We start from the raw sequence: 26501 nt of genomic DNA, 5'->3' as shown, positions 1-26501 counted from the left end.
GATCGTAGGCTTGTCCGGTGACCGGTCCACAACTGCGCCCAGAAGCAGCACGAAAGATTGCCCTCCGGGACCAGGTCCTGACTGCTCGGCGGCGCCGGCCCCTGACCCAGGTGGGCGAAGCCGCACGGGCGATCGCGGACGTCGTACTGGCTTCAGAGGAGGTACGACGGGCCGCGACCGTCGCGGCCTACGTCTCCCTCGGCACCGAACCGGGCACGACCAACCTGCTCGACCGGCTGATCGAGGCGGGGAAGCGCGTGATCCTCCCGGTGCTGCTCCCCGACAACGACCTGGACTGGGCCGTGTATCACGGCCCCACGTCCCTGGCCCCCGCTCGCCGCGGACTGCTCGAGCCCGTGGGCACGCCGCTCGGCGTCGAGGCGATCGCCACCGCCGACGTCGTGCTGGTGCCGGGCGTCGCCGTGTCGCGCAGCGGGATCCGGCTGGGCCGCGGCGGCGGCTCCTACGACCGTGCCCTCGGCCGCGTGCCGGTCGGCACCCCCACCTGTGTCCTGTTGTACGACGACGAGGTGCTCCCCGACGTGCCCGCCGAGCCGCACGACCGACCGGTCACGGCCGCCGCGACGCCGGGCGGGCTGATCAGGTTCTGAGCGGCCCGGAGGTTTCGAGGCTCGTCGCTGGCGCTCCTCGCACCTCAACCACCGGGAACCTCAACCACCGGCGGGCAGCAGGGTCAGCACGTCCTCGCCGGCCTTCTCGACCGCACCCTCGGAGAACACCCACGGCAGGGTCTCGCCGCGGGCCCAGCGGTCGGTCTGATCCGTGTAGTGCGGGTGGAAGGCGTGGCCGGAAACACCGGTCAGGTTGATCCAGCGGGCCGCGTCCAGGTCGTCCATCGGCACGACCATCCGCATCGACGGGGCGGTCACGACGTCGTATCCCTCCGTCGCGTCCCAGCCGGTCGCGTTGACGAGCGAACCACCGCCGCCGACCTCCCAGCCGCCGCGGTTGAACAGCCGCTCGACCACGCCGACTCCCGACTCCCCCAGGGTGGCCGAGCGGAGCTCGAGCTTGTGCAGCGCGCCCCACGTCCACTCCTCGGCGTTGGGTGACTCGCGCGCGGTGAGCTCGTCACGAGCGGCCTTCATCGAGGCGAGCAGGATGTCGTCGCGGCCCTCGCGGACGCCCTCGGTCTCCACGTCGTCCCACCAGCTCGATGACGCCTTCGGCAGGATCGAGGCGACGACGGCGAACCAGCGATCGCTGCCGTCCGCGTCGAGCGCGTCGGGCAGCTCGTCGCCGAAGGTCCGCTCCAGCACCTGGCGCCAGACGACGTTGAAGTACGCGGCCGCGCCGCTCTCAGGTCCCTGCCGGTAGTTCCACGAGCGCAGCAGTCGCTGGCCGTCGGAGTAGTAGCCACGCGGCATCTCCAACCCCAGCAGGTACGGCGTCAGCACCTCACCGATCGCGCTCCAGTCGTCGAGCTGGATGGCGCCCATGCTGCGCACGCTCAGCTCGTCGTCGGCCTCGAGGAGCTCGTTGATCCGCGACGAGCGGTAGCCGAGGTCCCAGTCGGCGGTGAGGTACGGCGCGTACCGCTCGGGGTCGATGACCGCCTGGTTCGCCGTGGTGATGATCCCCGAGTCGGGATCGAGAACGTTCGGAAGGGCGTCGTACGGCACGAACTCACCGGTCCACGCGGTGTCGCTCTTCCAGCCGGCGGCCGGCATCCGGCCGTCGTTGCCGGGCTTGCGGATCGGGACGAGACCTGTGGCCTGGTAGCCGATGTGGCCCTCGGTGTCGGCGTACACGACGTTCTGGCCGGGCACGGCGAAGTCGCTGAGCGCCGCACGGAAGGACTTCCAGTCGCTGGCGGTGTTGAGCGCGAAGAGCGCATCGGCGGTGGGCCGCGGCTCCAGCGCGGTCCAGGCGAGCGAGACGCCGTACTCGGCCGAACCGGCGATGTCGGTGAGCTGGTCGACGAGCCCGTCCTCGGTCAGGTCGACGGCGTCCAGCTCGTCGTCGAGCCGGGCCAGGTCGGACAGCAGCGGGCCGTGCCCGGTCGAGCGCACCGCGAGGTCGATGGACTCGCCGTCGCGGACCTTGATCACCTCGTTGCGTACGACGAGCGGCAGCTCCTGGCCGTCGGACTCCCAGGTGTCGCCCTTGATCCGCTCGACGTAGAGGTCGGTGACGTCCGGGCTGAGGTTGGTGAAGCCCCAGGCGATGTCGGCGTTGTGGCCGATGACGACGCCGGGCACGCCGGAGAAGCTGAAGCCGGCCACGTCGAGCGGGCACTCGGTCGAGACCGTGCGGCAGTGCAGCCCGACCTGCGACCACACCCCGGGGAGCGAGATCCCCAGGTGCGGGTCGTTGGCGAGGATCGGCTCGCCGGTGCTGGTGTGGTTGCCGTCGACGACCCAGCCGTTGCTGCCGATGCCGTCGCCCTGACCGAGCAGCGGCGGTACGGCGGCGAGGACTCCGCGCACCTCGGCCAGGGCCGTCAGCGCGTCGCGACCACCGGGAGGGGGACGTCGCAGCAGGCGGTGCCCGTCGCCGATGACGTCCTGGTCGAACTCGTCGCCGAGCAGTCCGCCCTGCTGGACGATCGGGGCGTGCTGGCCGTAGGGGTAGGTGGGATAGAGGTCGGCCATCCGCTCGTCGCCCACCGCCGCGGCGGTGAGCGCCCGCCCGATCTCCTCCTCCATGTTGCCGCGCAGGTCCCACGCCATCGCCTTGAGCCAGGCGATGGAGTCGACGGCGGTCCACTTCGGCGGGTTGTAGTCGAGACCGGTGAGGCCGAGCAGGGAGTACTCGAGCGACATCTCCGACGGTGAGCGGCTCGCGAGGTAGGCGTTGACGCCCTCGGCGTACGAGTCGAGCGCGCTGCGGGTCGCCGGTCGCAGCAGCGTCAGCTCCTTCGTGGCGACGTCGCGCCAGCCGAGCGTCCGCACCACCAGGTCGCTCTCGATCCCGGCCTCCCCGAACAGCTCCGAGAGCCGGCCGGCGGTCGCGTGGCGTCGTACGTCCATCTCGAAGAAGCGGTCCTGGGCGTGCACGAACCCCTGCGCGAGCATCAGGTCCGGCATCGAGTCGGCGTAGATCTGGGGAATGCCGGCCTCGTCACGGATGACCTGCACCTCGCCGTCGAGACCGCTGATCTCCAGCTCGCCGGTGGTCTGCGGCCAGGGCTTGCGGACGACGACCCACGACGTGGTCAGGCTCGCCACCAGCGCGACCGTGCACAGCACCGCGATCACGGTCAGCCAGCGCACCGAACGCGGCCACCTGCGGAACCCGGTCTCCGGGCTGGAGTGCTGCTCGACGTTCTCTGCTCCCACCATGGTGGGCGTCATTGTGCCGTCTGTGGGGGTCGTGACGTAGCATTGGCACTCGAAAGTCGAGAGTGCCAACCCGGAGAACACACCGATGCCGACCTACCAGTACCTCTGCACCGAGTGCAGCCACGCGTTCGAGCAGGTCCAGAGCTTCAGCGACGACGCGCTGACGGTCTGCCCCGCGTGCGAGGGCAAGCTCCGCAAGGTGTTCAACTCCGTGGGCGTGGTGTTCAAGGGCTCCGGTTTCTACAAGACCGACAGCCGCTCCTCCACGACCGCGACCTCCCCGGCCGCGTCGTCCGAGAGCAGCCCTGCTGCCTCGTCCTCGTCCTCCTCGGACTCGGGTTCCTCGAAGCCCGCAGCCGCCGCGAGCTCGAGCAGCAGCTCCAGCACCGGCGCCGCCGCCTCCCCCGCCTGACCCCTGTGGAAGAGGTCCGCGCGCCGGACCGAAGCGACCTACCGTCGCTGCCATGGATCTTCGGGACTTCACGAACACCCTCGCCGAGGTACGACGCCGGGTGCTCCGCAGACGCCGCCTGATCGCGGTTCTGCTGGTCGCGGTGGCAGTCGCCGCCTCGCTGCGTACCCTCGCGCCCCCACCACCGGCATCCACCACGATGCTCGTCGCCGCACGCGACCTGCCCGCCGGGCGACTCCTCCGGACCGACGACCTCGTCGAGCGACGGGTGGCTCCTGGCGTCGTACCGGAGGGGGCGGTGGGGTCACCGGCTGGTCGGCTCCTGGCTGCCCCGTTGCGTGAGGGCGAGCCCGTCACCGACGTACGCCTGGTGGGTGAAGGCCTCGCTCAGGCGCAGCGTCCCGGTACGACGGTGCTGCCGATCCGGCTGTCCGACGCGGGTCAGGCGGCGCTGCTCACGGTGGGTGACCGGATCGACCTGCTGGCCACCGACCCCCAGGCCGGGACGACCGCCGGACTGGCGCGGGACGTGACCGTCCTGGCGGTCCCGGACGCCGAGATCGCGGGCGACGGGGCATTGCCCGGGCACCTGATCGTGGTGGCCGTGGGTCAACTGGACGTGCCGGAGGTCACCGGAGCGTCGGTGGCGGCGTACGTGACTTATACGTGGCGTCGCAGATAGGTTGCTGCCTGATCAAGCACCCTCATCATCATCTCGGGACAAGAGGAGAAAACATGACCGGCTTCAGAAAGTTCCTGCTCCAGGGCAACCTCGTCGACATCGCCGTCGCCTTCATCATCGCCGCGGCCTTCGGCAGGGTCGTCACGACCTTCGTCGCCTGGCTCACCAACAAGATGCCGAAGTCGATGGACGACGTCTTCACCAACACTGCGAACTCGTTCGGCGCCTTCCTCAACGCCGTGATCGCGTTCGTGATCCTGGCCGCGGTCGTCTACTTCCTGATCGTGACGCCCTACACGAAGGCCAAGGAGAAGTTCTTCCCGGACGCTCCCGAGGCCGAGGCGCCCGAGGTCGTGCTGCTCACGCAGATCCGCGACTCGCTCGCCACTCGCTGACCGGAGGCTTCGGCCCCGCAGCACCCGCGCGACACACGTGCCGCTTCACCCACCGTGGTGAGGCGGCACCTGTGATTTCAGCCAGCGCTCGGAGGGGGTGTCGCCGCCGTCCTTCTCGGGCGTCGGCGGGTCCTTCTCGTCCGAGGTGACGGTCGGCAGGACGTCGCCGAAGATCTCGGCGAGGCGCTGCTTGCGCTTCCACTCGGGCTCGGACCGGTCCGCCATCAGCGATCCCGCCCGGTCAGCACAGGCCCGCGCGGGCGCGGGCGTCGTCGGTCATGCCCTGCGGGTCCGCGGTGGCCCCGCCACTGGGGTCGGTCGCTGCCCCGGTCGGCGAGCTGGCGCCGTCGCCGGGGTCGGCTGTCCCGGTGCTCCCGGTGCTCCCGGTGCTGCCGGTGCTGCCCGAGGACGACGACGATCCGTCGGTGTTCTCGCCGGCACTGATCGAGTCACCCAGGAAGCTCTTGGTCAGGCGCTTGTCGTTGCGGGCCAGGCGCCACAGCTTGTTGACCTCGGGGGTCCACTCGACCCGGCCCGGCTGCGCCGTGGAGTAGACCCACGGGGTCGTGACGAACGAGATGTTGTCCAGGCCGATGCCGTTGAACGACGCGGCGATGTCGGCGAGCTCGGCGATGTTCTTGAAGTCGGTCTTCAACGAGCTGGTCGTGGCGTTGATGAACTTCGTCAGCTTCACCGGCTGGGCGAGGGTGTCCGCACCGACCGCCTTGCCGATCATCGAGGCCATGAACGCCTGCTGCCGCTTGATCCGTTGCGGGTCGGTGCCGTCACCGACATGGCGGACCCGGACGTAGCTGAGCGCCTGCTGCCCCTTGATCTCGCGGGTGCCGGCCTTCAGCTTGATGCCGTGCTCCTCGTCGTTGATGTCCTCGGGGATGCACACCTCGACACCACCCAGGGCGTTGACCATGTCCTTGAAGCCGCTGAAGTCGACGACGATGTAGTTGCTGATGCGCACGCCGCTGACCTGCTCGACCTGCCGGATCGTGCACGCCGGGCCGCCGACGGCGTACGCGGCGTTCCACTGGGCGACGGGCTGGGCGGGGATGACGCTGCCGTCCTTCTTGTAGCACTCGGGGCGGTCGACGAGGGTGTCGCGCGGGATCGAGATGCCGTAGGCGAACTTCCGGTCGGCCGAGAGGTGGAACAGGATCGTGGTGTCGGAGCCGCCGCCGGACTCGCCATCGATGTTGTTGTCGCCGGAGCGGGTGTCGTCACCCATCACCAGGATGTTGAGCGGACCCTTGACCACCTCCTTGGGGCGGTCGGTGCCCAGCTGCGCAGCGAGGTTCTCGCGGTCGAGGTTGCCGTTCCAGTTGTTGTAGAGCAGCACGACGCCGACACCGGACGCGAGCCCGAGCGCCAACAGGCTGCTCAGGATCACCTTGAACACCGTCTTGCCGGGCTGCGGCGCCTTGCGACGACCGCCACCGCGGGCTCCACGAGCGGCCTTGGGACGCTCGGCGCGTGACGTGGCCACCCGGCGGGCACGACTGCCGGGCGGGGTCGCCTCACCCGGCATGGTGCGGGTGCGTTGGTCCTGCGTCATCGATCACCTGGTCGTGCGGCCCGCTCAGGCGGGACTGCGGATTCGTTCCGGCGCTTCCGAGAGCAACCGACGGCGCTCCCTCGCGCCTGGCCCACCGTACGGTCCGGGACAAGGCCCGGCAGCGGATCCACCCATTCTCCCCGCTCGGCCCCCACGGACCCAATCCGCTTCGCGCGGGACGGCACTGACCTGACAAGATGGTCCACCGCCAGCCCCAGTAGCTCAGTGGATAGAGCAGCCGCCTCCTAAGCGAAAGGTCGCAAGTTCGACTCTTGCCTGGGGCACCAACGCGAAAGCGCAGGTCAGCCAGCCGGATCGGCTCCCGACCTGCGCTTTCGTCATCGTGCTCGCCCTGCCTGTCGATGTCGGACCGTGTCGCGGCGGGTCGGTCTGAGGTGCGGGAATCCGCTGCCAACGGCCAACCGGCCTGGTGATCTATGGGAATCCTATGTGAAATCTCGCCCGCTGGCGGCGTGCTCTGAATCCCGTCCGGAACGACCTCAGCTAGTCACGCGAACGCTGACTGGGTCACGAGGATGGCGGTCGTCCTGCTCGGCTGACCGCGCAACCGTTGGCACCTGGCCGCGTACCACAGCCGCGCGGAGACGTGCTCTCTTCAAGGCGGTCCGGACCGCGGCCGGCCCCAGGTCTACGAGTCGCCGGGCCACCCAGGGGGCAGCGCTGGTGACGAGGTCGTGTGTGTCGCGGGCTCGAGTGGATCGGGGTGTGACGCACGCCGTCACGGGCGGGTCGAAGTCGAGACCTTCCTCATTGAGGAGCGTCGCCACCCGTGCCGCGATCTGTCGGTGCCCCCGCTCGGACGGGTGCATCCGGTCGGCGGCCCAGAACTCCCGTGCGTAGGTTGCCCGGTCGGCGTCGAGATCGACTCGCAGCAGTCCGTATCGCTCGTGCACCTCGTCGTAGATCTCGTTGAGCACTTTGATACGGGCGGTCATGCGGTGTGACAGCCATCGCGGTAGGCCGAGCACCTTGCCGTGGTCGTGGAATCGGACGGTCATGATCAGGGCGCCAGACTCAGCCAACCGCCCCGCGCAGTGGAGCAGGTCCTCACGGAACCGGGCGGGGTCCCAGGTCGAGCGCATCACGTCATTGAGTCCGACCACCAGCGAGACGATCGCCGCGTGGTGGTCGAGAGCACGCGGCAGCTGGATGTTCCGAACCTCCCGCACGGTCGCCCCGGGCATAGCCAGGTTGCAGAACGAAACGTCGTTTGCCGTGGAGATCGCGTCGGCGAGGAGGCGGGCCCAGCCGCGCCAACCCCGGTCGACCGGGTCACCCAGTCCGAACGTGGCGGAGTCTCCGAGCGCGGTGAAGCGGATGTAGTCGGCCTCTCGGATCCGGTTGGCGCGATCGCACGGTGTTGCACCCGAAGGCTTCGAGGTGTCGGTCATGTCGTCCACGTCCCTCAGTGCCACGACGAGGAGGTCGTCCAGGTCACGAGCACACCGTTCGCCTCGGGGCGGCAGTGGGTAACTACCCCGCCCGTACCCGAGATGTTGGCGAGCAGTGCTGGCAGGCCTGCGGCCGGAACGGCTGCGGTGTGCCAGATCATGATGCGCTCGCGAGGGACGCGTCATGGAAGGCGAGCGGACGCCGATCGTCGCGCGGACGGCTCTGGTGCTGCGAAGTTTTCGTGGACATGGCATTGCCTCGGGCGTGCGAGAAGAAGGGCCCTAGCCGTCCCATTGCTGGGCTCGGCGAGCCTATGAACTCCCGTTGGCGCCTGTCCGAGTCGCGCCTGCGGGACGGGATCATCTGAATCGAAGACCTTGTGCTCTGCACCCATCTTAACCATACGGTTACAAACCGTGCAACCGTATGGTTACATTCTTTACTTTCGCCCTTCAAGCGAGGCGACGCCGGCGGGGCGGCAGGAATCCGAGGGCCCTCGCTTGCTTTCTTGGACACCGCGATCCAGCGCGAGGAGGTCGATCTGCAGCCAGCCGTAGCGGTCGTAGCTTTGGTTGGGCTTGTCCGTGCGGGCGGTTGACCACGGGGACATCAATCGGCGCCATCGACTCGCCCGGCCACCGACGGCGGTTCGGTCCTCGGCGCGCCGGAGGAGGTTGGTGCGGTTCGGTGACATGCGGGTGAGCGACTTCGAGACGTCGGTGGACATGGTCGTTCCTTTAGGTGTGCGAGAAGAAGGGGGCCCGCCCGGCAGGCCCATTGCTTGAGTCAGGCGGGCCTAGAAGTCCAGAGAAAGGCCTGAGTCGAATCGCGGGATTCGGGATCATGAGTCGACAAACGTTGTGCCTCGGCACGAGGTCAACCGAACGGTTACTCCGATGCAACCATTCGGTTACATTCTTTGCCAAGGGTCCGCCGCGCGTCACCCGTTGCCCTCGTCGCGCACTAGGTTCTGGGGTCGAGGTCAGGACGGTTCGAGGCGGGGTTGGCGAAGACCTCGTCCAGGATCTGCAGGACGCGACCAGGCCGCTGTGGCGTCTTGGCCTGAACCTGCGTACAGCCCTCGGCCAATCAGCCCTGCACGCTCAACCCCAGCGACTTGACGGCATCGGGGTCGCAGACACAGAACGGCGCCGCCGGCGCCGGCAGAGGATGCCCACCGGCCCAAAGACCGGCACAGCGGATACCGCGGACAATGCCCCGAGCGCGAGGCCGCGCCGTGCGAGGGCGAGGCAGCCGAGCACGCCCTGGGCGAGCAGGGCCTGCTCCTTCGGGATCGTCATGGGAGGACTCCTCGTGTCAAGGTTCCGGCAATCGTGAACCTAGGTAGCGCCCGTTGCGCGACCCGTTGGGCTGGTCAGTTCTCGCACCGTCCGTCCTCCGCATGAGGAAGTCGACGCAGCGGCCTGTCCCCGCTCCACCAGCGCCTCATGGGCTACGCCAGTCCCCTGCTCAGGTAGTCGGTCCCGTTGTCTCCGAAGAGCAGTTCGTCAGCCGCATTGCGGTAGAGCCGCTCGTCCTCTCACCGCGAACCATGCCGACGCCGGGTCCCAGGCGAGAACGGCGACCAATCGGCCAGGGGCCAGGGTGGCTGAGGTATCGAGCAGCTCGCCCGCCTGAACGACCGCGGCCTCGACGAGGAGTTGGTCACCCCCGACACCGGACTGGTGTCGGATCCGGTGGTGGTCGGCATCGCCGATCGATGTATGTGGGTCGCTGCACTGGTCGCGGGCCGGCTGCTAGATCTGTGCCTTCAAACCAGGCATCGGTGCCGCTCACCGGGAGGCCCCCACATATCGGGAGCGAAGTCCGATGCCGGCTGGTAAGCAGTCGGGCTCGGACCGTTGGTCCGAGCCCGACTGACGAACTCCGGTTCTACACCGTCAGAGCAGGTTGACCGGAGCCCCGACCGATGTCTGGTAGCTGCCGACGTTGTCGGCGTTCCCGTACCCCAGTTGACCGTAGGTCCCGAGACCCCAGCAGCTGACGGTGGCGTCATCGAGGACCGCGCAGGTGTGCGAGGTACCCGAACTGATGGCTGTCACCTTGCGTCCCGCACCGAAAGCGACCGGCGCGACCGCTGTCGGGTGCTCGTTGTCACCGATGACGGTGGTGTTGTTGTAGCCGAGCTGGCCCGAATCGTTCCTGCCCCAGCAGCGGAGGTTGCCGTCATCCATCGTGGTACAGCTGTGTGCGCCTGCCGCGGAGATCATCGTCCCGTACCGCAGCGTTCCCAGCTGCACCGGACCCGCGCTGGCGGGATGCTCGTTGTCTCCGATGTTCACGACGCTGCTGTAGCCGAGTCGACCGCTCACGCCCTCGCCCCAACAGCGCACCCTGCCATCGTCCATCCGCACGCAGGTGGTCGAATAGCCAGCCACGATCCGGGCGGCCAACTGGTTCGTCCCAATGTTGACCGGGTGCGCCGTACTGACGAACGTCGCGCCCGGATACTCGTCGTCTCCGACGTCCTGGGTGTCGGCGTAGCCGAGTCGACCATCGGCACCCTTGCCCCAGCAGCGCACCGACCCATCTGCCAGAATCACGCAGGCATGGTCGCTGCCCACGGTCAGTGCCTTCGGCAGCCCCGGCTCAGGGCCTCCGGTCCCACCGAAGCCGAGGTCCGCGACCGTCGAGGGCGCTTCGTCATCACCGATGGTCTCGACGCTGTAGGGATCTCCAAGGCGTCCATTTGCGGCATCGCCCCAGCAGCGGACGCTTCCCTTGGCGAGCAGGACACATGTGTGTTTGTATCCGGCGGCAACCGTCACCGCACGCTGTCCGATGTCCACGGGCGCGACCGCCGTCGGCACCTCGTCGTCACCGATCGGGTCGGTGCTGCCGTAGCCGAGTCGTCCCGAGTCTCCATCTCCCCAGCAACGAACATTCCCGTCGACCAGCACCGCGCAGGTGTGGAAGGTCCCCGCAGAAATTGCCTTGGCCTCGTTACCGAGCTGCACCACGCCAGCCGTAGCAGGCTCTTCGTCGTCACCGATGGCGTTGGTGTTGCCGTAGCCCAGCTGTCCCTCTTCCGCGCGGCCCCAGCAACGGACCTCGCCGTTGCTGATCAGCGCGCAGCTGTGCCCCAGACCAGCAGTCACTGCCACCGGGTACGCCGAGACGCCGAGGTCGAGCGGCGCGATGCTCGACGGGACCTCGTCATCCCCGATCGAGTCGATGTTCCCGTAACCGAGACGACCGAAGGTTCCCGCACCCCAGCAACGGATCCCGCCGTCAGCGAGGCGGGCGCAGGTATGACTCCGTCCTGATTCGATCGCGATCACCTCGTTGCCCATGGAGATGGGGCTCGTCCAGGTCGGGTTGAGCAGCGTGTTGGTGTTGCCCCTGCCCAGCCGGCCTGAGTCTCCACTGCCCCAACAGCGAGTGGCGCCGTTGGCGAGAATCGTGCACGTGTGGATGTTTCCGGCACTGACCGAGACTGCCGGATGGTCCAGCACGACCGGTCCCACGGACGAAGGCAGCTCGTCGTTGCCGATGTCGGTGGTGTTGCCGTAACCGAGCTGCCCGTTGGAGCCCTCGCCCCAGCACGACACTGCACCGTCCTCCAGCACCGCGCACGTGTGATCCAAGCCGGCGGTCAAGGAGACAGCGAGCCGCCCGCCCGGGAACTCGATCGGGTCGGGATTCACCAGGGGGTCGTACGGCTTGACGACAGTTCCGACGTGCGAACCGCTGTGCCCTAGCCCGAGCTGACCGTTGCCGTTGCGCCCCCAACACCGGACACGTCCCGTGGCCAACAGGGCGCAGGTGTGGTGAGCGCCTGCCACCACCGCGACCGCCTGGCCCTGATTGGCCGGGCCAAGGGTGACGCCTGGCACGCTGGTGGGAAGCTCGTTGTCACCGATGGTCGCGGTGTTGGCGTAGCCGAGTTGGCCGTAGAAGCTCCATCCCCAGCAGCGGATCTCACCAGTGTTCAGCAGGGCGCAGGTGTGCTCATCACCCGCGGCAATGCTCACCGCCGTCCGTCCGAGAGGGACCGGGCCCACGGATGCGGGCGTCTCATCGTCGCCGATGGAGTCGGTGTTGCCATAGCCGAGCTTGCCCCTCAGCCCATCGCCCCAACAGAGAACCTGACCGTCGGTACGAATGGCGCAAGTATGCCGTTGCCCAGCGGTGATCGCTATCGCCTTACCGCCGATATCGACCACGCCTGCAATGGAGGCGGCCTCATCGTCTCCGATGTCGTCGGTGTGTCCGTAACCGAGCTGCCCGGATTCATTGGCGCCCCAGCATCGAACGTCGCCAGCGTCGATAGCGCAGGTGTGCGCATTACCCAGCGCGAGTTGCTCTTGTGCGGTGGCTCGAGCCGCTGGATCAGTCTGAGAGCCTCCGGCTTGGGCCGGGGCGGTCACCAGAGCCACGCACGCCCATGCAAGGGCGAATAGGGCCAGGACCGTGTGCGGCCGGAATCTGAAAGTAGACATCGTTGTCCTTTCGAGAGTTGGCTGAACCCCTCCGAACGATGAAGCTATTTGGTTGGCGTTGCGCCGGCCGTTGCGCTCGCACCACTTGAACCTCGTCAGGGCACCTCCATCCGATTCACCGAGCACCTCGAGGTCAGGGACATCCAGCCATCGATCGGCTCGGTCGGCGATCCCCTACGACGGCGCCCTGATGGGGACGATCACCGCGCTCTGCAAGCCCGACTGGCCGTCGTCAACCGGTTGGTCGCGCTCAACTACTGATCTCGGCGTCGAAACCGTGTTCAGCTTTCGCAACTGGTTCTGCCGGTTGTTACGGATGTAAACGCACCTGTCCGCGCTGGCCTGACCATGTCCTTTGTCCAGAACGCCGCTGCCGCCATGCAGATAGTCATTGCCGGGGGCCGGCATCGAGGGCATCGGCGCCCTCGTTGCCGTCCCGGCCGAAGAGAATGTCCTGCTGCCCATCGCCGGAAAGGTAGTCGTTACCGCCACCGCCATCGACGTGGTCACCTCCCTCGCCCCGTACAGGCGGTCATCACCCTCCTCGCCATAATGGAAGGTCTTCCCGCCGACGTCTCGACCGTCCAGCAGATCGTTGTCCAGGCTGCCGTGCAGATTGTCGGCATTCGTGCTGTAGTCGTAGCCGTTGACGCCGGCGGTTCTCCCACCATGCAACACGTCATCGCCGGCGTCACCACGGAGCTCATCCGCATACTGGTTCCATCAGTTCTTCTCCTTCCGACCGTTTGGCTACATCGCCGGCCCGAAGAAGCACTCGCAGACCGATCCTAAACAGCGACCAGAACGCGCATCTCAATCAGCAGCCAAGGCAACCAAGGAGGAGCCGGGCGGCCAATCCACGGAGCCACCTCAAGGGCAATCAAGGCTCAGCCAGACCCAACCCTCCCGGGCCGCCCAACAACTTACGGATCGAGAACTAGTCTCGCCTCTGTTCGCAGGGGTCGGTCTTATCGGTTCCGCTGGACGGGCCCAACAGACGCTACGCAACGCCCGTTGCGCGCCAATCGTTGTGACCACCGACCCAGCCCTCGTTTGGCGCCGGGCGACGGCGCTGAGCCGGCGCTCAGCGCTTGCGGATTGTCCCGCAGCTCGTGTCACTTTCTGTGTTGAAGCATCTGTCGCCGCCTGGGCCGCCGTCGGCCGAGTCCTCGCCGTGGTAGCCGCGCATGAGGTCGTCGCCGGTTTCGCCGTACAACTCGTCCCCGTCACGGCCGCCGTCAATGTTGTCGGCGCCGGCCCCTCCATAGACAGTGTCGCGGCCCTCGCCGGCGTAGATGTGATCGTTGCCGGGGCCGCCATGGATCTCATCGCTGCCAGTGCCGCCATAGATGTTGCCGCCCATTGCGCCGCTGTAGATCCGGTCGTCGCCGGAGGCTCCGTAAATGTCGTCAGAGCCCGACCCGAACGTGCAGATGAGGTCGTCGCCCCCCAATGCGTCAATGACATCTCTGCCATTGACGGCGACGATGACGTCGTCGCCGCTGGTCCCAGAGACTCGAGCACCGCCTTCCACGTAGATGGTGGCATCCTCGCCCATGCACTGAGGCGCGTCGACCGGGAGAATGTCGTCGCCATCGGCTCCGGCTGGCGCCGGGGCCGCAGAGGCCAATACCAATAGCGAGGCCATACCCGCGGCGGCAAGGGCGACCTTCGCGCTGGGCGGTGACGCGGCGGCCTTGAACTGGGAACAGAGCACGGCAAGTGGTCGCACAGGGATGTCTCCTGAAGTGTTCTGGGTAGGGCGTTCCGATGTGCAGACTGTGCAGGCTGGACGTTGCGAGAACCGTTGAGCACGGTCATCCAGCTCCTTTGACTGCAACGGGGCCTTCGGGCGAAGCGACGTCAGTCGCCGCACAGCCGGATCGCCTGACCGATGAGAACCTGGACGTGCTGGTCGCCCTCGCTGCGTACCTTCCGTTTGACCAACCATGTCTGTAGGCGTGACTGGCTGATCCGGCGCATGGCTGCGGGGGCTTGGCAGTCGTTCAGGAGCACGAGCGCACCGCGGCTGTGGGCGTAGTCGAAACCCGCTCCAGTGCGGGAAAGTAGTCGCTCAGCGTGTCACGGAGTCGGTTGATATGTCGGACCCCGTCGGCAACCAGATCGGTGTGGGGAGGAGTAGTTGTCATTCGGAGAAATGAGGCACGTAGACGCCGGCGACGACAGGCGTCGTCGGCCGTGGTAGTCAGTTTTCGCAGCTGGTCTGCCGGTTGTCGCGGATGTACACGCACCTATCTGTCCCGGCCTGGCCATTGCCTTGGTCCATGACGCCGCTACCGCCATGCAGATAGTCGTTGCCGTCGCCGCCCCGGATGTCATCGGCGCCCTCGTTGCCGTACAAGATGTCGTCACCAGCACCGCCGAAGACCCGGTCCTGCTGCTCGCCGCCGGAAAGGTAGTCCTTGCCGCCACCGCCGTCGAGGTCATCCCGTCCGTCGCCCCCGTAGAGACGATCGTCACCAGGCCCGCCATGGAGGTTGACAGCCCCAGCGCCGTCTGAACCGGGCAGCCTGCCATCCAGCAGGTCGTTGCCCGCACCGCCGTCCAGTTCCTCAGGGCCCCCGAAGTAGTTGGTTGCTCGGGAATACAGCTCGTCATCGCCATCGCCGCCCTCAAGATCATCCGAATCGGTGCCGCCGTCGAGGTAGTCGTTGCCGTCCTCACCCCGGAGATTGTCAGCGTCCGGGCCTCCGCTGAGATAGTCGTCGCCGGTGCCGCCCTCCAGTTGATCCCAATCTTGGCCGCCGTACAGGGTGTCGTTGCCACCTTCGCCGTACAGTTGGTCGGTGCCGTCGCCCCCGTGGAGGAGGTCGTTGCCCTCGAAGCCGCCGAGCACGAAGACCTTGCTTGTGTCGAAGTCGCCGATGAGGTCGTCCTTGCCGTCGCCGCCGGTCAACTTGTCGTGGCCGGACTCCCCGTAGATCAGGTCGTCGTCGGCGTCGCCCCGGAGGTCGTCGTTGCCGGCTCCTCCGTCGATGCGGTCGTTGCCGACACCCCCGTCGATGACATCGGCACCCGCGCCACCGTTGATCGTGTCGTAGCCGGCGGCTGCGTCGATGGTGTCGTTGCCAGCGCCGCCGTCGATGGTGTCGTCGTCAACCTCGCCGTGGATCCAGTCGTCGCTGGCACCAGCCGCGATCCAGTCGTCGCCTGCGCCGCCGAAGATGTTGTCACCCACCACCGCGCCATCGGACTCAGCGCAGATCGTGTCGTTCCCATCTCCCGCGAAGATCTGGTGACCGCCACCGCGGACCAGAATCACGTCATCCCCCGCAGTGCCGTAGGTCCCCGACCAGTACGTCGACACCCCAGCCAGGATCGTCACGGCCTTGCCGTTGCAGGTCAGACCGTCCTCGGCCGACGCAGGTGCAGCCGCCGAGGTGAGCGTGAATGCGAACGCACCGCAAACCGCCAGACCGACTGCCGTCGCGCGGGACGCCGCCCGGTCACGCACGAAGAAACGAAGGGGTGAAGAACTCATAGCGTTGCCTTAAGAAGTGGGAAGTGAGGGTCGGTCCGAGAGTGGGCGCCCAGATCACGCTGAACGCACGTCGAAGTAGAACGGACGGGCGTTGCCGAGAGCGTTGGAGTCGGCAGAACTACCGACCGGACAAACCACCCAACAGATCGGTCAGAGAGCCGCTCAACCCAGTCAGCGTCCCGCCCAGTCCGGTCAGGAGGTCCTGGAGCGGGTTGCCCGTCCCTGCGCCCGGGTCGGTGCCCGGGTCGCCAGGCCCGCCAGCGCAGGTGACCGTCACGGTGACCTTGGCTGTGGCCCCGCCGTTCAGGGTGTAAAAGAAGGTGTCAGGTGTTCCGTCGGGGCTGTTGCAGTACCCGTCGTCGGGCCGGTAGGTCACCTTCGTCGAGCCTGAGAGCGACACGACACCGCGCTGGGCCTGAGTGACCGCGATCACGCTGATGGGGTCGCCATCGGCGTCGGTGTCGTTGGCAACGACATTGACCACGGTTGCGGCGCTGTCCTGGCCCACCGTCAGTACGTCGTCCACAGCGGCCGGCGGCTGGTCCTCGATCAGCCGGCAGGTGACCGTGACCTTCACCGTGGCCGTGGAACCACCGTTCAGCGTGTACGGGAACTCGTCGGCGGCGTCGCCCGGCTCATTGCAGTACCCGGCGTCGGGCCGGTAGGTCACCGAAGTCCCGCCGGCGGCGATGGTCGCCGTCCCGTGGGCCGGTTGCGTCACCGCACTGACCACCTTGGGTCCACCGTCGGCATTGGCGTCGTTGGCCAGCACGTCGATGAGTGTGTCGGAGCTGTCCTGCGCGACCGTGGCGACGTCGTCCACCGCCACCGGAGGCACGTCCGGGTCGAAGAGCACGACCGGGTCCTTGGCCGACGGGGACTCGTTGTCGCCGATGTTGTCGACGCCGTTGTAGCCAAGACGCCCCTCGGCTCCACGGCCCCAGCAGCGGACCCGTCCGTTGGCGGTCAGGACACACGAGTGGTCCTTGCCTGCGGTGATCATCGTTGCCCGGGAGCCCAGGCCCGCGAGTCCCCGTGCGTTGGCCTTCTCGTTGTCCCCGACGGATTCGGTCGAGCCGGTGCCGAGTTGGCCGACATTGGAGATGCCCCAGCACCGCACGTTGCCGTCGTCGAGGATCGCGCAGGTGTGGGTTCCGCCAGCGATCACCGCACTCGCCGAAGCGCCCAACGGGACGACGCCGACGGCGTCGGGGTGTTCGTTGTTGCCGATGTCGTCGGAGTTTCCGTAGCCCAGCCGTCCGCCGAAGCCCTTACCCCAGCACCGGACCGTGGCGTTGTCGAGCTGAGCACAGGTGTGTTCGCCTCCGGAGGTGATCCGGGCCGCCTGCCTACCCGCGCCGAGTCGCACCGGCTCCTTGGTGCTGGGATTCTCGTTGTCGCCGATGTTGGCGGTGCTGGCATAGCCGGTCCGGCCGTTGGCTCCGGAGCCCCAGCATCGGACCTCGCCCTGGGCGAGTATGGCGCAGGTGTGGCGCGCGCCAGCTGAGATCGATCGTGCCCGCAGGCCGATCCGGGCGTCGGGCGCAGCGGCCGGTGCTTCGTTGTCACCGATCGTGGCGGTGCTCCCGATCCCGAGCTGCCCCACGTCGTTCAGGCCCCAGCAACGAACGGCTCCGCTACCGAGGATCGCGCACGTGTGCATGCCGCCGGCCGTGATCGCCACCGCCGGTCCTCCGAGGTTCACTGCGGGCAGGCTTGCCGGCGTTTCGTCGTCGCCGATGTTCGACGTGTTGCCGCTGCCGAGCCGGCCGTTGGCGCCGCGTCCCCAGCAGCGGACGCTCCCGTCCGTGAGCAGTGCACAAGTGTGCTGTTCGCCGGCGGCCAAAGCTCTGGCTGACGCGCCCAGTTCAACGCGCCCCGCGCGCCACGGATCCTCGTTGTCCCCGACGTCATTGGTGTTGCCGTAGCCGAGCTGGCCGTCTGCTCCGCGGCCCCAGCAGCTCACAGTCCCGTCGTCGAGCAGCACGCAGGTGTGCGAACCACCGGCAACGATCGACGCTGCCGCCTGCAGGACCCGCAAACGCACTCCGTCGAGATCTGCCGGGTGCTCGTCGTCACCCACCGTGGCCGTGCTGGCGTTGCCCAGTCGTCCTGAGCCGCCCAGACCCCAGCATCGGATGTCACCGTTGGCGAGCCGGGCGCAGGAGTGGGCGTCACCGACGCTGAGAGAGGACGCATCGCCCCCGAGCCGGAGGACAGGTACGGCGGTGGGGAGCTCATCGTCGCCCACGGCTCGTAGGTTGCCGAGCCCGAGGCGGCCGCCGCTGGCACCCCAGCACCGGACGGCACCGTTGTCGAGCAGCGCACAGGTCTGCGCGCCACCAGCACTGATCGAGACTGCGTTGCGGCCGAGGGCAACGAACCCCACGTCGCTAATCCGCTCGTCGTCACCGACGTCCTTGGTGTTCCCGTAGCCGAGTCGGCCGTCGGCACCGGTTCCCCAGCACGCGACGCTTCCGCCTTCCATCAATACACACGTGTGGCCCGCACCCGCGCTGATGGCGATCGCGCGGCCGGAGATCGGTGCACCTCCCGGCAAGGACGAGGGCGCGGGCCCCTCGTTGTCGCCGATGTTGCCGCTCGTGGTGCCCCCATAGCCCAGCCGGCCGTTCGCACCCCTGCCCCAGCAGCGGATCCTGCCGGTGGCGAACACCGCACACGCGTGATGCGTTCCGACGGCGACGGACGTGACCTCTCCGTCGAGAGCAAGGGTGGGGACTGCGCTCGGGGATTCGTTGTCACCGATGGACTGCGTGTTGCCCTGGCCCAGCTGTCCGAACTCGCTGCTTCCCCAACACCGGACGCTGCCGTTGTCGAACACCGCACAGGTCGTGTTGCCCCCGGCCTCGATCGACCTCACGTTGCGGCCCGTCGAGACAGCGATCTGAGATCCAGGGGTCTCGTCGTCACCGACGTTCTCCACGTTCCCGTAGCCGAGTTGCCCCTCGCTCCCGCTCCCCCAACAGAGCACGGAGCCGCCTTCCATCAGCGCGCAGGTGTGCTTCGCACCCGCTGCGATCGCGGTCGCGTTGCCGTCGAGGTTCACCGGCGGGAGGTCCTCGAGGGTCCTGTCCGCGCCGACGTCCCGCGTGTTCCCGTAGCCCAGGCGTCCGTCGTCGCCCTCGCCCCAGCACCGCACTTCCCCGGCATTCAGGGCACAACTGTGCGCATCGCCGGTCGCGATCCTCCCTGCCTCCGACAGACGCAGCCCAGATTCGACGCTTGGCACCGCGGCCGTCGCGGTTCCGGCGAGAGCGGTACCGAAGGTCCCCAACAGCGCCACGAACAAGACCGTCAGGAGGAAGCCCAGGAGCGCCCGGTGCGTCCGGTCGCCGGTCGAGCGGCGGAGACTGGGCCCGGATCGCGGGCCTGCACCTGCGGTTGCGCTGTTGCTCTGCATCTCGTCCTCCTCGACGGGCTGTACATCTGTTGCTGGGGTGCCGGGCATGATCCGGACACGGATAGATCTGGCCAACCGAGAGGCAAGGCGGTGGGTGTGCAGCCGAGACGTCAGTCGGTGCACAGCGGCACGATCTCTCCGACGACCGCCTTGTCGAAGATGTCACCGAAAGCAGTGGCCATCCGCTTGCGGCCGCCGCAGTCGATCTGGCCTGCTGAGCGGCGGTCCAACTGGAGCGGGTGCCCATCGCGGCAGCCCTTGAGCCAGGCGATCCTGCTGCTGGCCTTGGCCGGCTGCGAGTTCGTGCCGATCTGGAAGTCCAGGACCAGCGGCGGGAACTTAATCGAGTTGATCACGAAAGGCCGGTTGCGCGAGTCCATGAACATGTAGATCCGAGGAAAGGCCGACGTGCTGAAGGTGCAGCCTCCCTTGAAGTCCGGGCCGAGGCCGAAGTCGAAACTCAGGTTCTCGAACCGCAGGTCGGTGATCTTGGCGGTGCCGCCCTCGTCGAGCTCGACCGTCGCGTCGAGGGTGGTCGGCAGGAAGCCAGGGGTATGGGTTCCGAAGTCCTCGAAGTCCATCGAGACGAGGGCGTCGTACGGTCGCCCGTTGCTGACGCCGCCGCCGTCACCCATCACGTTCGGATTGGTACGACGGCAGGCGGGGCCGGGGTCCAGGCAGATCGCCATTCGCGGGGAGACGTTCTTGAACACCGCGTTGAAGTTGCGGATACCGGTCAGGCCCTGCGCGTCGAGCGAGAAGCTGTTCAGGAAAGCCGAGTTGTCGAAGACGAGCCGGGTCGGCTGGCCGGGGGTCAGTTCGACCGCCAACGAGGTCCTCGATCCGGGCTTCGAGAGGGTGCTGGCGACGGTGACGAGGTCCCCGGCCTCGGACTCGAACTGCGCCTCCAGGTCGATCGCACGATTCTTCGCCGCATCCTGGGTCATCGTGAGCTTGATCGGGTCGAGGCTCATTGAGATCGTCCGAAGAGCGGTCAACCGCGCGGCCGTGCTCTTCTGGCCGGGGAGGTTGATGAACTCGAACAGATCGTTCAGGACAGGATCATCGCCCAGGCTGCGTCCTGGCAGGACAACATCGCCGGAGCCTGCGGCGATCCGCACCTGCCCGATCTGCTCGTCCGCGACGACCGACGCAAGTTCGCCCTCAGCGGGGAAGACCATGTCGACAGCCTTGGGCACTCCGTTGATCACCGCCTTCGCAATGTTGGCGCCCTCCAGGAGTTCGATCCCCTCCAATTCGAGAGCAACCTGTCCGATCCTCTCCGAGGCGCGATACCTCACTGCGCTCTCGGTGTCGCCGCTCGCATCGTCGATGGCAATCTTCAGCTGGGCCGGCAGGGCGTCCACCTCGAGACGGGCGCGGACCGCTGGTGTCGCCCCGTCCGATCCGATGACGGCGTCGGCAACGAACGCCTGCCCTGCGGTCATCGAGGTCTCGACCAACAACGGCTCGGTGGTGAAGCTGACCTTCTCCAGGTCACGCAATCGCGCGAACACGAAGAAGTTCTCGTCGTTCGAGCGCAGGACGACGCCCGACTGCCCGGCATCGAGGTCCAGTCGATCATCGGTGGCATCAGGGCTCTTCGCGCTGACCTCAACGAGTCCGATCGGCGCATTAGCGACGAATGACGCCGCCCCCGCCGTCAGGTCGGCCCGTAGGTCGACCTGGGTCGGAATACCTTCGAGGAGGAGGGTGAAGTTGTTCGCGCCGGCAACGATTGGCTCGGCAGTCTCGAGACCGATTCGCAATCGGCCGATCACCGCTGATCCCGTGTAGCTCAGAGCTGCCGTCGCGGTGTCAACGGACAGGGAGGCGACCGGGGGCAAGTCATCGATGTTGGCGCTGGCCTCCAGGTCGTCGACCTCGCCTGACAACTCGAAAGGTCCACCTTGACCCACCATCTCGACGATCAGGGATTCGGCCACCTGTGCGCGCAGGGCACTGAGCCTCTGCACTCGGGCACCGATGACGAACGGGGCGCCGGTGCGGTCGACAAAGCGCGCGCCCTGTTTTCCAGCGGACGGCAGGTCGCCGGGAGCCTCCGGGTGATCGCCGGCGAAGACTTCGATCTCTCCCACCGGCTCGTTGGTCGTGAGGCTGAACTCACCCGCCTCGGAGTTCGCGGAGATCTTGGTTCCGGAGGTCAGGTCCTTGATCGCGGCGCGCATCTGCGTTGCCCTGCCGAGCAACGGGACGTCCGACTCCAGCCGGACATCGAGGGCGGCGATCGAGCGCGCCGCACCGTTTCCGTTACTGCCTGTGTACCGGATGACCGGGTTGTCGAGGCTGAAGTCGACGCCGAACTCGTTCGGCATGTCCCGGGCGTCGACCGCGACCTTGACGTCCTGCTCGCCGTTGAACACCAGGTTGCCAAGGACCCGGCCGGGCCGGTCCGTGGTCAGCTGCAAGCTGCCCGGCTCGGTCATCAGATAGGACAAGCGAGCGGCGCCAGGTGCTTTGCCGTACTGGATGCCCGCCTGCACCTTCTCCTGTCGGCTCTTGGCTGTGCCGTCGAAGGTCGTTGCGATCAGGTTCGTGCCGCCGCTCAGCGCGCCGACGCCGTTCGACTGGATGACTGCCAGTTCGAGCGTGGGGCGAACGGCATCGAGGAGCTTCCCCAACTGGAGGTCCGCGCGGAACTTCGCCGGCACGTTGCCGGTGCGCTGGTCGTAGCCGAACGCGATCTTCTCGGCACCGACGGAACCAGTCGGGTCGGTCGCAACGACCTCGACCGAGGCAGCGATGGGCTGGGTACTCCCAGCCGCCCTGTTGATTGTGATGCTCAGCTGGTCGAGCCCGCCCGACGCCGTGACCGTCCCGACGAGGTCCGCGCCAGCCCGGCCGTCGACATTCAACATCGTGGGGAGGCCGACGAAGGCCGTCTGCACCCGTTCGATCCGAGCGCCGTCGGGAGCGACCGATACCGTGTAGAACTCGTACCGCAGCGAGCGCAGCAGGCAGGCCGCCTCGGTGATCGGTTGCAGGATCTGCGTGAGCAGGCCGAAGAGACCAGCCGATGATCCCCCACTCGTGCACGGCGCGCTGGCAACGGCGGTGGGGACCGACACACCCTTCGCCGCAAGGCCACCTGTCGCTGCTGCGGGCTGCGCGGCACCCATGAGGATGGCCAGGATGAGCGACACAGGCAGTGCGGCCCAAGTTCCTCGGGGGATCATTGAATATCGCGCCATGACGGTCTCCTCGCTCGCACCTCAGTCGGACGACCTACTCTTCAAATGTCGTCGCTGAGGCGACCGTAATCAGGCACCGTTGCGGCATCCGTTGTGACGGGGACCACATCGTCGGGGTCCCGCGCTCAGATGCTCGACCTGTGGCTATTTCTTGAACGGCCAGCGCCCACAGCTACTGGTCGTCTCGGTGTTGAAACACACGTCGCCATCAGGTCCGCCATCGGCCTCGTCCTTGTCCAGCCCACCGCGCAACAGGTCCTCACCGGCTCCGCCGTACAGGTAATCGTTGCCCTGCTGTCCGGAGAGTTGGTCGTCGCCACTGTCCGTGAAGATCCTGTCGCGGCCGGAATTGCCGTGCACCACGTCTCGCTCTGGGCCGAAGGTGCAGATGCGATCGTCCCCATCGCCGCCATAGATGACGTGATAGCCATTCAGGGCGACGATCACATCGGGTCCCGGAGTTCCGACTACTCGATCGGCGGTCTTGGGCCCAAGGACGATCGTTGCCGATCGTCCGTCGCACAGTGGAACTGTGGGTATCTCGACCGCATCGGCCAGGGCCTGTGAGCTGGAGGTCAGTACGACCGCTGACGCCATGACGAGAAGGAACCTGGTGCTGGACCGGAACATACGGGACGAACTCGTCCTCGACCGTGGCGCGTGGACAACTTTGAACATGAACGCTCCATTGGTTGCCGGGATGCTTCGCGGCAGATCCTAGGGCGCCAACCATTGTGCGAACCGTTGCAGAACCGACTCCACGCCTACGCCGAGTCAGGGCACGACGGGGAGCTTGAGCGCCTGGTTCTCGCTGCCGGATGCCACGGAGACCGTGTTCACTGTCATGCCACCTCGGTAGTTCACCGAGCTCGCAGCCACCACCAGCCGAACCCGGTGTCCAACGGCAAACCGGTGGACGAAGGCAGGCATCGTGACCGTGAACGGCGCGCGCACATCGGGGATCCGGACGGGGGTCGTCAGGAGGTGGATGTCAGTCGCCGTGCCGTCTGGCGCAACGTCCTGGAGGCGGGCGAAGAGCACCAGTTGGCCTGTGGGACCGAGGTTCTGAGTCAATGCGGCTGTCGGCGAGGACACCTGGAGGTCGAGCTTTGGGGAGCCGACCACGTCCAGGTTCGCCGCGAGAGGGTCGGTGTCCCAATGGATCGCGGTGCCCGGAAGGTCGAGTTCTGGTACCGGCACGTCCGCGAAGACCGAGATCGTCTCCAGCGCCGCCAAGTTCGTCGGCAACCCAGCAGGTGCGGTCACCAGGTACTGGGACCGGCGCGCCAGGTCATTGCTCGACGTGGTGAGTGACGTACCCGAGAGATAGAATTCCTTGGCTTTCCCGACCGGGTAAGACGACGCCGTGCCGTATGCCGGCGCCGCGTTGCCGTCGTACTCGACCCAGTCACGGAAGTACGCGAACTCGGGCCCGGTACTTACCTTCTTGCCCTTGAGGTAGTGGTCGAACCAGTTCGCGACGCGACCAGTCTGATACTGCGTCGCGGGGTCCAGTGCATCCAGATCGATCTCGCCAGGAGCCGGGTCCTCGTTCGAGTGGCCCCACGACTGCCACATCATCTTGACCTCGGTGCCCTGTGCTGCCAACGCTTCGTAGGTGGCGATGGCCTCGTTGAGATTGAACAAGGTGTCCTTCTGCCCCTGCATCAGCAGGGTAGGAATCTTGACCTTGTCGATGTAGGACGCGACGGAGGAGCCCCGCAGGAGCGCCACGTCCTTGGGCTGGAAGTAGCCCAGGGCGGCGGCCGTGACCAGCGCCGGGCACACGAACGTCGTGAAGTTGGGACAGGGGAACAATCGGCCTGGATCCGTGGCGGCGTTCTCGACTCCCCGGGTCACGCCCATGGCAGTGAAGCCGAGACCCCAGACGAGCTTCAGCGCCCCCGGCGTCGCCTTCGGGTTGCTGGATCGGTCGATTCCGTTCGGGTTGAAGGAGTAGTCCAGGTCGTTCCAGGTGACCATCGGCGTGATCGTGTCCAGGCGAGGGTCGACCGATGCGACCGCGAACTGGATCTGGCCGCCGTACGAGCCGCCGGCCATCCCGACGCGAGGGTCGTTCTGTCGCACCACTCCGTCGCGGTCGGCGGAGTCGATAATGACGACGTCGAGCGGCGGCGCCGGTTGAGTGTGGGCGTCATCGGCGTAGGCGATGCCCGGCGCGCCGCCGAGGTAGCTGATCAACTGGCTGCCGGCCTTGCCGTCGTACGCCGGATGGTCGAGCGTGATCGCGCAGTCGGATCCACCGAAGCCGAGTCCTGAGTACGACAGCACCACATAGCCGCGCTGAGCGAAGGCCTTGCTGATCCCGGCCTCGGCCCGGCCGTCCTTGGAGCCGCCGAACCCGTTCGTGATCAGGATCGCCGGCACCCGGTTGCTGCGGCTCGCCGCCGCCGGGATGTAGACGTCACCGACGATGTCGCAGACCTTGTCGTCCGGGCCCGTCGTCACCTTGAAGTGCAGGGTCTGCTGCGTGAACGTCTCGTCCTGGTCGGCCACTCCGGTCGGCGCGAACGCCATCGTTGCCACCCCCAGACTCGCAACGATGGCTCCTACCACGCCGAACCGGCGGTGCCGCCGAGGCCTCGAAGGGGCCGTCGGTGCCTGACGGGATCCGTCTTGTGTGTCCACGTCGACTCCAGTCTCGTTCTCATGCGGTCGTTCGCTGGGAGCCGGTCGACCTCCATCGCAAGTACGTGACCGGTAGGTGGACGCTAGGGGGCAGGCGTTGCGAAAACCGTTTCGCCAGGACCAGCCCAGCGACCACAACGGTTTACGCAACCGTCGGCACCTACGTTCGATCTCACCCGATTCAGTGGCTCCGCACGCCCGCCGACGCTCTGGAACTCGAAGAGCTAGGAGTTCGACGATGACCCATCCGCCCACGCGAAGAACCCGCACCCGCATGCTCGCCACGACCGTGCTGCTCGCGACGACGGTTCTCGCGCTCGCGGCGCCCGACGGAGCACGTGCCACGACAGCGGTCGCCACAGCCCCGACGCCGCTCGATTGCACCGGCGACCCGGGCGCGGTGATGCCTCTCGAGCTCACGGTGCAGGGCGAGCCGGCGTCCGGGATCTACGCGGCGCCTCAGGCTTCGCCGCGAGGCCTTGTGGTCTTCTTCCACGGCTACACCGAGACGGTGGAATCGTGGCGGCAGCACATCTCTCGAGTCGCCAGGCGGGACGGTGTCATTGCCGTTGCCATGAACTACCGCGGGCTGGTTCCCGCCCCGAGCAGCGAACCGCTGCCGCGCTCGACCGGGATGCCGCTGGTCGCCGGGTCACAGGACGGCGTTGCTGCCGCACAGGCCTTCGACGCCGCCTGTCCAGGACTGCCTGCGATCGTCGCCTACGGCAACAGCCTGGGAGGCGGGGTCGCCGGTCTCTCGGTCGCATCCAGAGCGCAACGAGCCGATGGCGGCCCACTCTTCGACCGCCTCATCGCAACAGCTGGGTTGAGCAACCTGACCGAGGCCTGGACCGAACTGACGGCAGGGTCAGCCACAGGGCAGGTGTTCTTCACGCAGGGAAAGAGGGATCTCGAGACCGAGACCGGGGGCACCCCGTTGACCGCCCCAACGGCCTACCTGCAGCGTTCCAGTGCCTTGCGGCCCGGTGACATTGCGGCCTCCGGAGTGACTGCGGTGACCCTGGTCCACGGGCTCGCGGACGGCACGGTTCCGGTCGACCAGAGCATCGAGATGGCATTGGCGCTGACCGCAGCCGGGGTGCCGGTGGAGCTCATTCTGGCTGGCGGACGCCCCACCGGAACTGCATCGGGAACCACACTCGACGCGACGGCTCTGGGTCTCCTTGGGCTCCAGAGCAGCTCGCCACTCGCCGGTCACGCCAGCGACCCGGACCCGACCCACGTCGTCGCCGCGACCGGGTTCGCGCGGCTCTCCGGAATCTTCGGCGGGACACCTGCTCCCCGATGCCTTACCGTCACTTTCGTGGACGCTGCTCCCGACCCCATCCTCCCGGGCGAGCCTGCCTGCACCGCCGCGTCCCAGCTCGACCAAGTGCTCCGACCCGTGACCGAACCGCTCGCGACCGCGGTGCTCCAGCCGCTCACCAAGCTCCTCGCGGGCCTGTTCGGTCGATGACCC

Annotated in this window: 19 protein-coding genes, 1 tRNA gene and 3 pseudogenes; 6 read left to right on the top strand and 17 right to left on the bottom strand. The window is 67.3% G+C overall.

Annotated features, from left to right (window positions below; translation table 11 throughout):
• The first annotated feature begins 17 nt into the window (after positions 1 to 17).
• Positions 18 to 611 carry a 5-formyltetrahydrofolate cyclo-ligase gene (locus ASD84_RS16600; protein WP_056712884.1) on the top strand — a complete coding sequence of 198 codons (594 nt, stop codon included), beginning with the start codon at positions 18 to 20 and terminating at the stop codon, positions 609 to 611.
• Positions 612 to 671: 60 nt separating this feature from the next.
• Here the strand turns inward: ASD84_RS16600 and ASD84_RS16595 are convergent, their stop codons facing one another.
• Positions 672 to 3317: a penicillin acylase family protein gene (locus ASD84_RS16595; RefSeq protein WP_235531150.1), complete on the bottom strand. Its 2646-nt coding sequence runs from the start codon at positions 3315 to 3317 to the stop codon at positions 672 to 674.
• Positions 3318 to 3390: 73 nt separating this feature from the next.
• Between ASD84_RS16595 and ASD84_RS16590 the strand changes: the two genes are divergently transcribed.
• The 3 genes from ASD84_RS16590 to ASD84_RS16580 are packed head-to-tail and all read left to right on the top strand — an operon-like array spanning position 3391 to position 4794.
• The gene (locus ASD84_RS16590; RefSeq protein ID WP_056712882.1) at positions 3391 to 3717 is read left to right on the top strand and encodes an FmdB family zinc ribbon protein; all 327 of its coding nucleotides are present in this window, start codon (positions 3391 to 3393) and stop codon (positions 3715 to 3717) included.
• A gap of 52 nt (positions 3718 to 3769) precedes the next feature.
• On the top strand, positions 3770 to 4399 hold the full coding sequence (locus ASD84_RS16585; RefSeq protein ID WP_056712881.1) for an SAF domain-containing protein: 630 nt from the start codon (positions 3770 to 3772) through the stop codon (positions 4397 to 4399).
• Between the two features lie 53 nt (positions 4400 to 4452).
• Positions 4453 to 4794 (top strand): MscL family protein, encoded by a 342-nt coding sequence (locus tag ASD84_RS16580; RefSeq protein ID WP_056712878.1) that lies wholly within the window; start codon positions 4453 to 4455, stop codon positions 4792 to 4794.
• 45 nt (positions 4795 to 4839) lie between these two features.
• Here ASD84_RS16580 and ASD84_RS16575 read toward each other — a convergent pair whose 3' ends face one another.
• Positions 4840 to 5019, bottom strand: a complete 180-nt coding sequence (locus ASD84_RS16575) for a hypothetical protein (protein WP_056712876.1) — start codon at positions 5017 to 5019, stop codon at positions 4840 to 4842.
• A 16-nt stretch (positions 5020 to 5035) separates the two neighbouring features.
• Entirely contained in the window at positions 5036 to 6361 is a 1326-nt protein-coding gene (locus ASD84_RS16570) for an LCP family protein (protein ID WP_056712874.1), read from the bottom strand.
• 211 nt (positions 6362 to 6572) lie between these two features.
• On the opposite strand from ASD84_RS16570, the gene ASD84_RS16565 reads away from it, so the two are divergent.
• Positions 6573 to 6648, top strand: a tRNA-Arg gene (locus ASD84_RS16565).
• Positions 6649 to 6861: 213 nt separating this feature from the next.
• Here ASD84_RS16565 and ASD84_RS16560 read toward each other — a convergent pair.
• The 14 genes and pseudogenes from ASD84_RS16560 to ASD84_RS16505 all read right to left on the bottom strand — a co-directional run bounded on the left by ASD84_RS16560 (position 6862) and on the right by ASD84_RS16505 (position 24910).
• On the bottom strand, positions 6862 to 7773 hold the full coding sequence (locus ASD84_RS16560) for an SGNH/GDSL hydrolase family protein (protein WP_082573849.1): 912 nt from the start codon (positions 7771 to 7773) through the stop codon (positions 6862 to 6864).
• 14 nt (positions 7774 to 7787) lie between these two features.
• Entirely contained in the window at positions 7788 to 7934 is a 147-nt protein-coding gene (locus ASD84_RS25175) for a hypothetical protein (protein WP_156392047.1), read from the bottom strand.
• A gap of 279 nt (positions 7935 to 8213) precedes the next feature.
• Positions 8214 to 8501, bottom strand: coding sequence for a hypothetical protein (locus tag ASD84_RS16555; protein ID WP_056712869.1), 288 nt, complete (start codon positions 8499 to 8501; stop codon positions 8214 to 8216).
• A gap of 376 nt (positions 8502 to 8877) precedes the next feature.
• Positions 8878 to 9075: a hypothetical protein gene (locus ASD84_RS16550; RefSeq protein WP_056712863.1), complete on the bottom strand. Its 198-nt coding sequence runs from the start codon at positions 9073 to 9075 to the stop codon at positions 8878 to 8880.
• A gap of 600 nt (positions 9076 to 9675) precedes the next feature.
• Positions 9676 to 12363, bottom strand: coding sequence for an RCC1 domain-containing protein (locus ASD84_RS16545; RefSeq protein WP_156392045.1), 2688 nt, complete (start codon positions 12361 to 12363; stop codon positions 9676 to 9678).
• A gap of 262 nt (positions 12364 to 12625) precedes the next feature.
• Positions 12626 to 12715: pseudogene (locus ASD84_RS26195) on the bottom strand (hypothetical protein); the annotation flags it as partial.
• Positions 12716 to 12900: 185 nt separating this feature from the next.
• A pseudogene (locus tag ASD84_RS26190) lies at positions 12901 to 12951 on the bottom strand (hypothetical protein); the annotation flags it as partial.
• 370 nt (positions 12952 to 13321) lie between these two features.
• The gene (locus tag ASD84_RS25335; RefSeq protein WP_162251550.1) at positions 13322 to 13795 is read right to left on the bottom strand and encodes a calcium-binding protein; all 474 of its coding nucleotides are present in this window, start codon (positions 13793 to 13795) and stop codon (positions 13322 to 13324) included.
• Positions 13796 to 14163: 368 nt separating this feature from the next.
• Positions 14164 to 14378: pseudogene (locus ASD84_RS25825) on the bottom strand (IS110 family transposase); the annotation flags it as partial.
• Positions 14379 to 14443: 65 nt separating this feature from the next.
• Positions 14444 to 15565 carry a calcium-binding protein gene (locus tag ASD84_RS16530; RefSeq protein ID WP_162251549.1) on the bottom strand — a complete coding sequence of 374 codons (1122 nt, stop codon included), beginning with the start codon at positions 15563 to 15565 and terminating at the stop codon, positions 14444 to 14446.
• Between the two features lie 292 nt (positions 15566 to 15857).
• Complete coding sequence (locus tag ASD84_RS16525) at positions 15858 to 19160, bottom strand: Ig-like domain-containing protein (protein ID WP_056712855.1); 3303 nt, start codon at positions 19158 to 19160, stop codon at positions 15858 to 15860.
• Positions 19161 to 19270: 110 nt separating this feature from the next.
• Positions 19271 to 22372: a hypothetical protein gene (locus ASD84_RS16520; RefSeq protein WP_156392039.1), complete on the bottom strand. Its 3102-nt coding sequence runs from the start codon at positions 22370 to 22372 to the stop codon at positions 19271 to 19273.
• Between the two features lie 144 nt (positions 22373 to 22516).
• Complete coding sequence (locus ASD84_RS24805; protein ID WP_162251548.1) at positions 22517 to 22969, bottom strand: calcium-binding protein; 453 nt, start codon at positions 22967 to 22969, stop codon at positions 22517 to 22519.
• A 177-nt stretch (positions 22970 to 23146) separates the two neighbouring features.
• A complete protein-coding gene (locus ASD84_RS16505) occupies positions 23147 to 24910 on the bottom strand; it encodes a CocE/NonD family hydrolase (protein ID WP_056712848.1) in 1764 nt (587 codons plus the stop codon).
• A gap of 349 nt (positions 24911 to 25259) precedes the next feature.
• Here ASD84_RS16505 and ASD84_RS16500 point away from each other — a divergent pair, with 349 nt between their 5' ends.
• Positions 25260 to 26498: an alpha/beta hydrolase family protein gene (locus tag ASD84_RS16500; RefSeq protein WP_156392036.1), complete on the top strand. Its 1239-nt coding sequence runs from the start codon at positions 25260 to 25262 to the stop codon at positions 26496 to 26498.
• Positions 26499 to 26501 lie beyond the last annotated feature (3 nt).

It is taken from the genome of Nocardioides sp. Root682 (assembly GCF_001427795.1).
GTDB lineage: Bacteria > Actinomycetota > Actinomycetes > Propionibacteriales > Nocardioidaceae > Nocardioides.
This window is presented reverse-complemented; position numbering and strand designations above follow the sequence as displayed.

What these genes read in the sequence shown, in the direction of transcription:
- ASD84_RS16595 (WP_235531150.1), bottom strand. Translation starts at nt 3,317, where the DNA reads ATGACGCCCACCATGGTGGGAGCAGAGAACGTCGAGCAGCACTCCAGC.
- ASD84_RS16590 (WP_056712882.1), top strand. Translation starts at nt 3,391, where the DNA reads ATGCCGACCTACCAGTACCTCTGCACCGAGTGCAGCCACGCGTTCGAG.
- ASD84_RS16585 (WP_056712881.1), top strand. Translation starts at nt 3,770, where the DNA reads ATGGATCTTCGGGACTTCACGAACACCCTCGCCGAGGTACGACGCCGG.
- ASD84_RS16580 (WP_056712878.1), top strand. Translation starts at nt 4,453, where the DNA reads ATGACCGGCTTCAGAAAGTTCCTGCTCCAGGGCAACCTCGTCGACATC.
- ASD84_RS16575 (WP_056712876.1), bottom strand. Translation starts at nt 5,019, where the DNA reads ATGGCGGACCGGTCCGAGCCCGAGTGGAAGCGCAAGCAGCGCCTCGCC.
- ASD84_RS16570 (WP_056712874.1), bottom strand. Translation starts at nt 6,361, where the DNA reads ATGACGCAGGACCAACGCACCCGCACCATGCCGGGTGAGGCGACCCCG.
- ASD84_RS16560 (WP_082573849.1), bottom strand. Translation starts at nt 7,773, where the DNA reads ATGACCGACACCTCGAAGCCTTCGGGTGCAACACCGTGCGATCGCGCC.
- ASD84_RS25175 (WP_156392047.1), bottom strand. Translation starts at nt 7,934, where the DNA reads ATGATCTGGCACACCGCAGCCGTTCCGGCCGCAGGCCTGCCAGCACTG.
- ASD84_RS16555 (WP_056712869.1), bottom strand. Translation starts at nt 8,501, where the DNA reads ATGTCCACCGACGTCTCGAAGTCGCTCACCCGCATGTCACCGAACCGC.
- ASD84_RS16550 (WP_056712863.1), bottom strand. Translation starts at nt 9,075, where the DNA reads ATGACGATCCCGAAGGAGCAGGCCCTGCTCGCCCAGGGCGTGCTCGGC.
- ASD84_RS25335 (WP_162251550.1), bottom strand. Translation starts at nt 13,795, where the DNA reads ATGGGCGAGGATGCCACCATCTACGTGGAAGGCGGTGCTCGAGTCTCT.
- ASD84_RS16525 (WP_056712855.1), bottom strand. Translation starts at nt 19,160, where the DNA reads ATGCAGAGCAACAGCGCAACCGCAGGTGCAGGCCCGCGATCCGGGCCC.
- ASD84_RS16520 (WP_156392039.1), bottom strand. Translation starts at nt 22,372, where the DNA reads ATGGCGCGATATTCAATGATCCCCCGAGGAACTTGGGCCGCACTGCCT.
- ASD84_RS24805 (WP_162251548.1), bottom strand. Translation starts at nt 22,969, where the DNA reads ATGGCGTCAGCGGTCGTACTGACCTCCAGCTCACAGGCCCTGGCCGAT.
- ASD84_RS16505 (WP_056712848.1), bottom strand. Translation starts at nt 24,910, where the DNA reads ATGGCGTTCGCGCCGACCGGAGTGGCCGACCAGGACGAGACGTTCACG.
- ASD84_RS16500 (WP_156392036.1), top strand. Translation starts at nt 25,260, where the DNA reads ATGACCCATCCGCCCACGCGAAGAACCCGCACCCGCATGCTCGCCACG.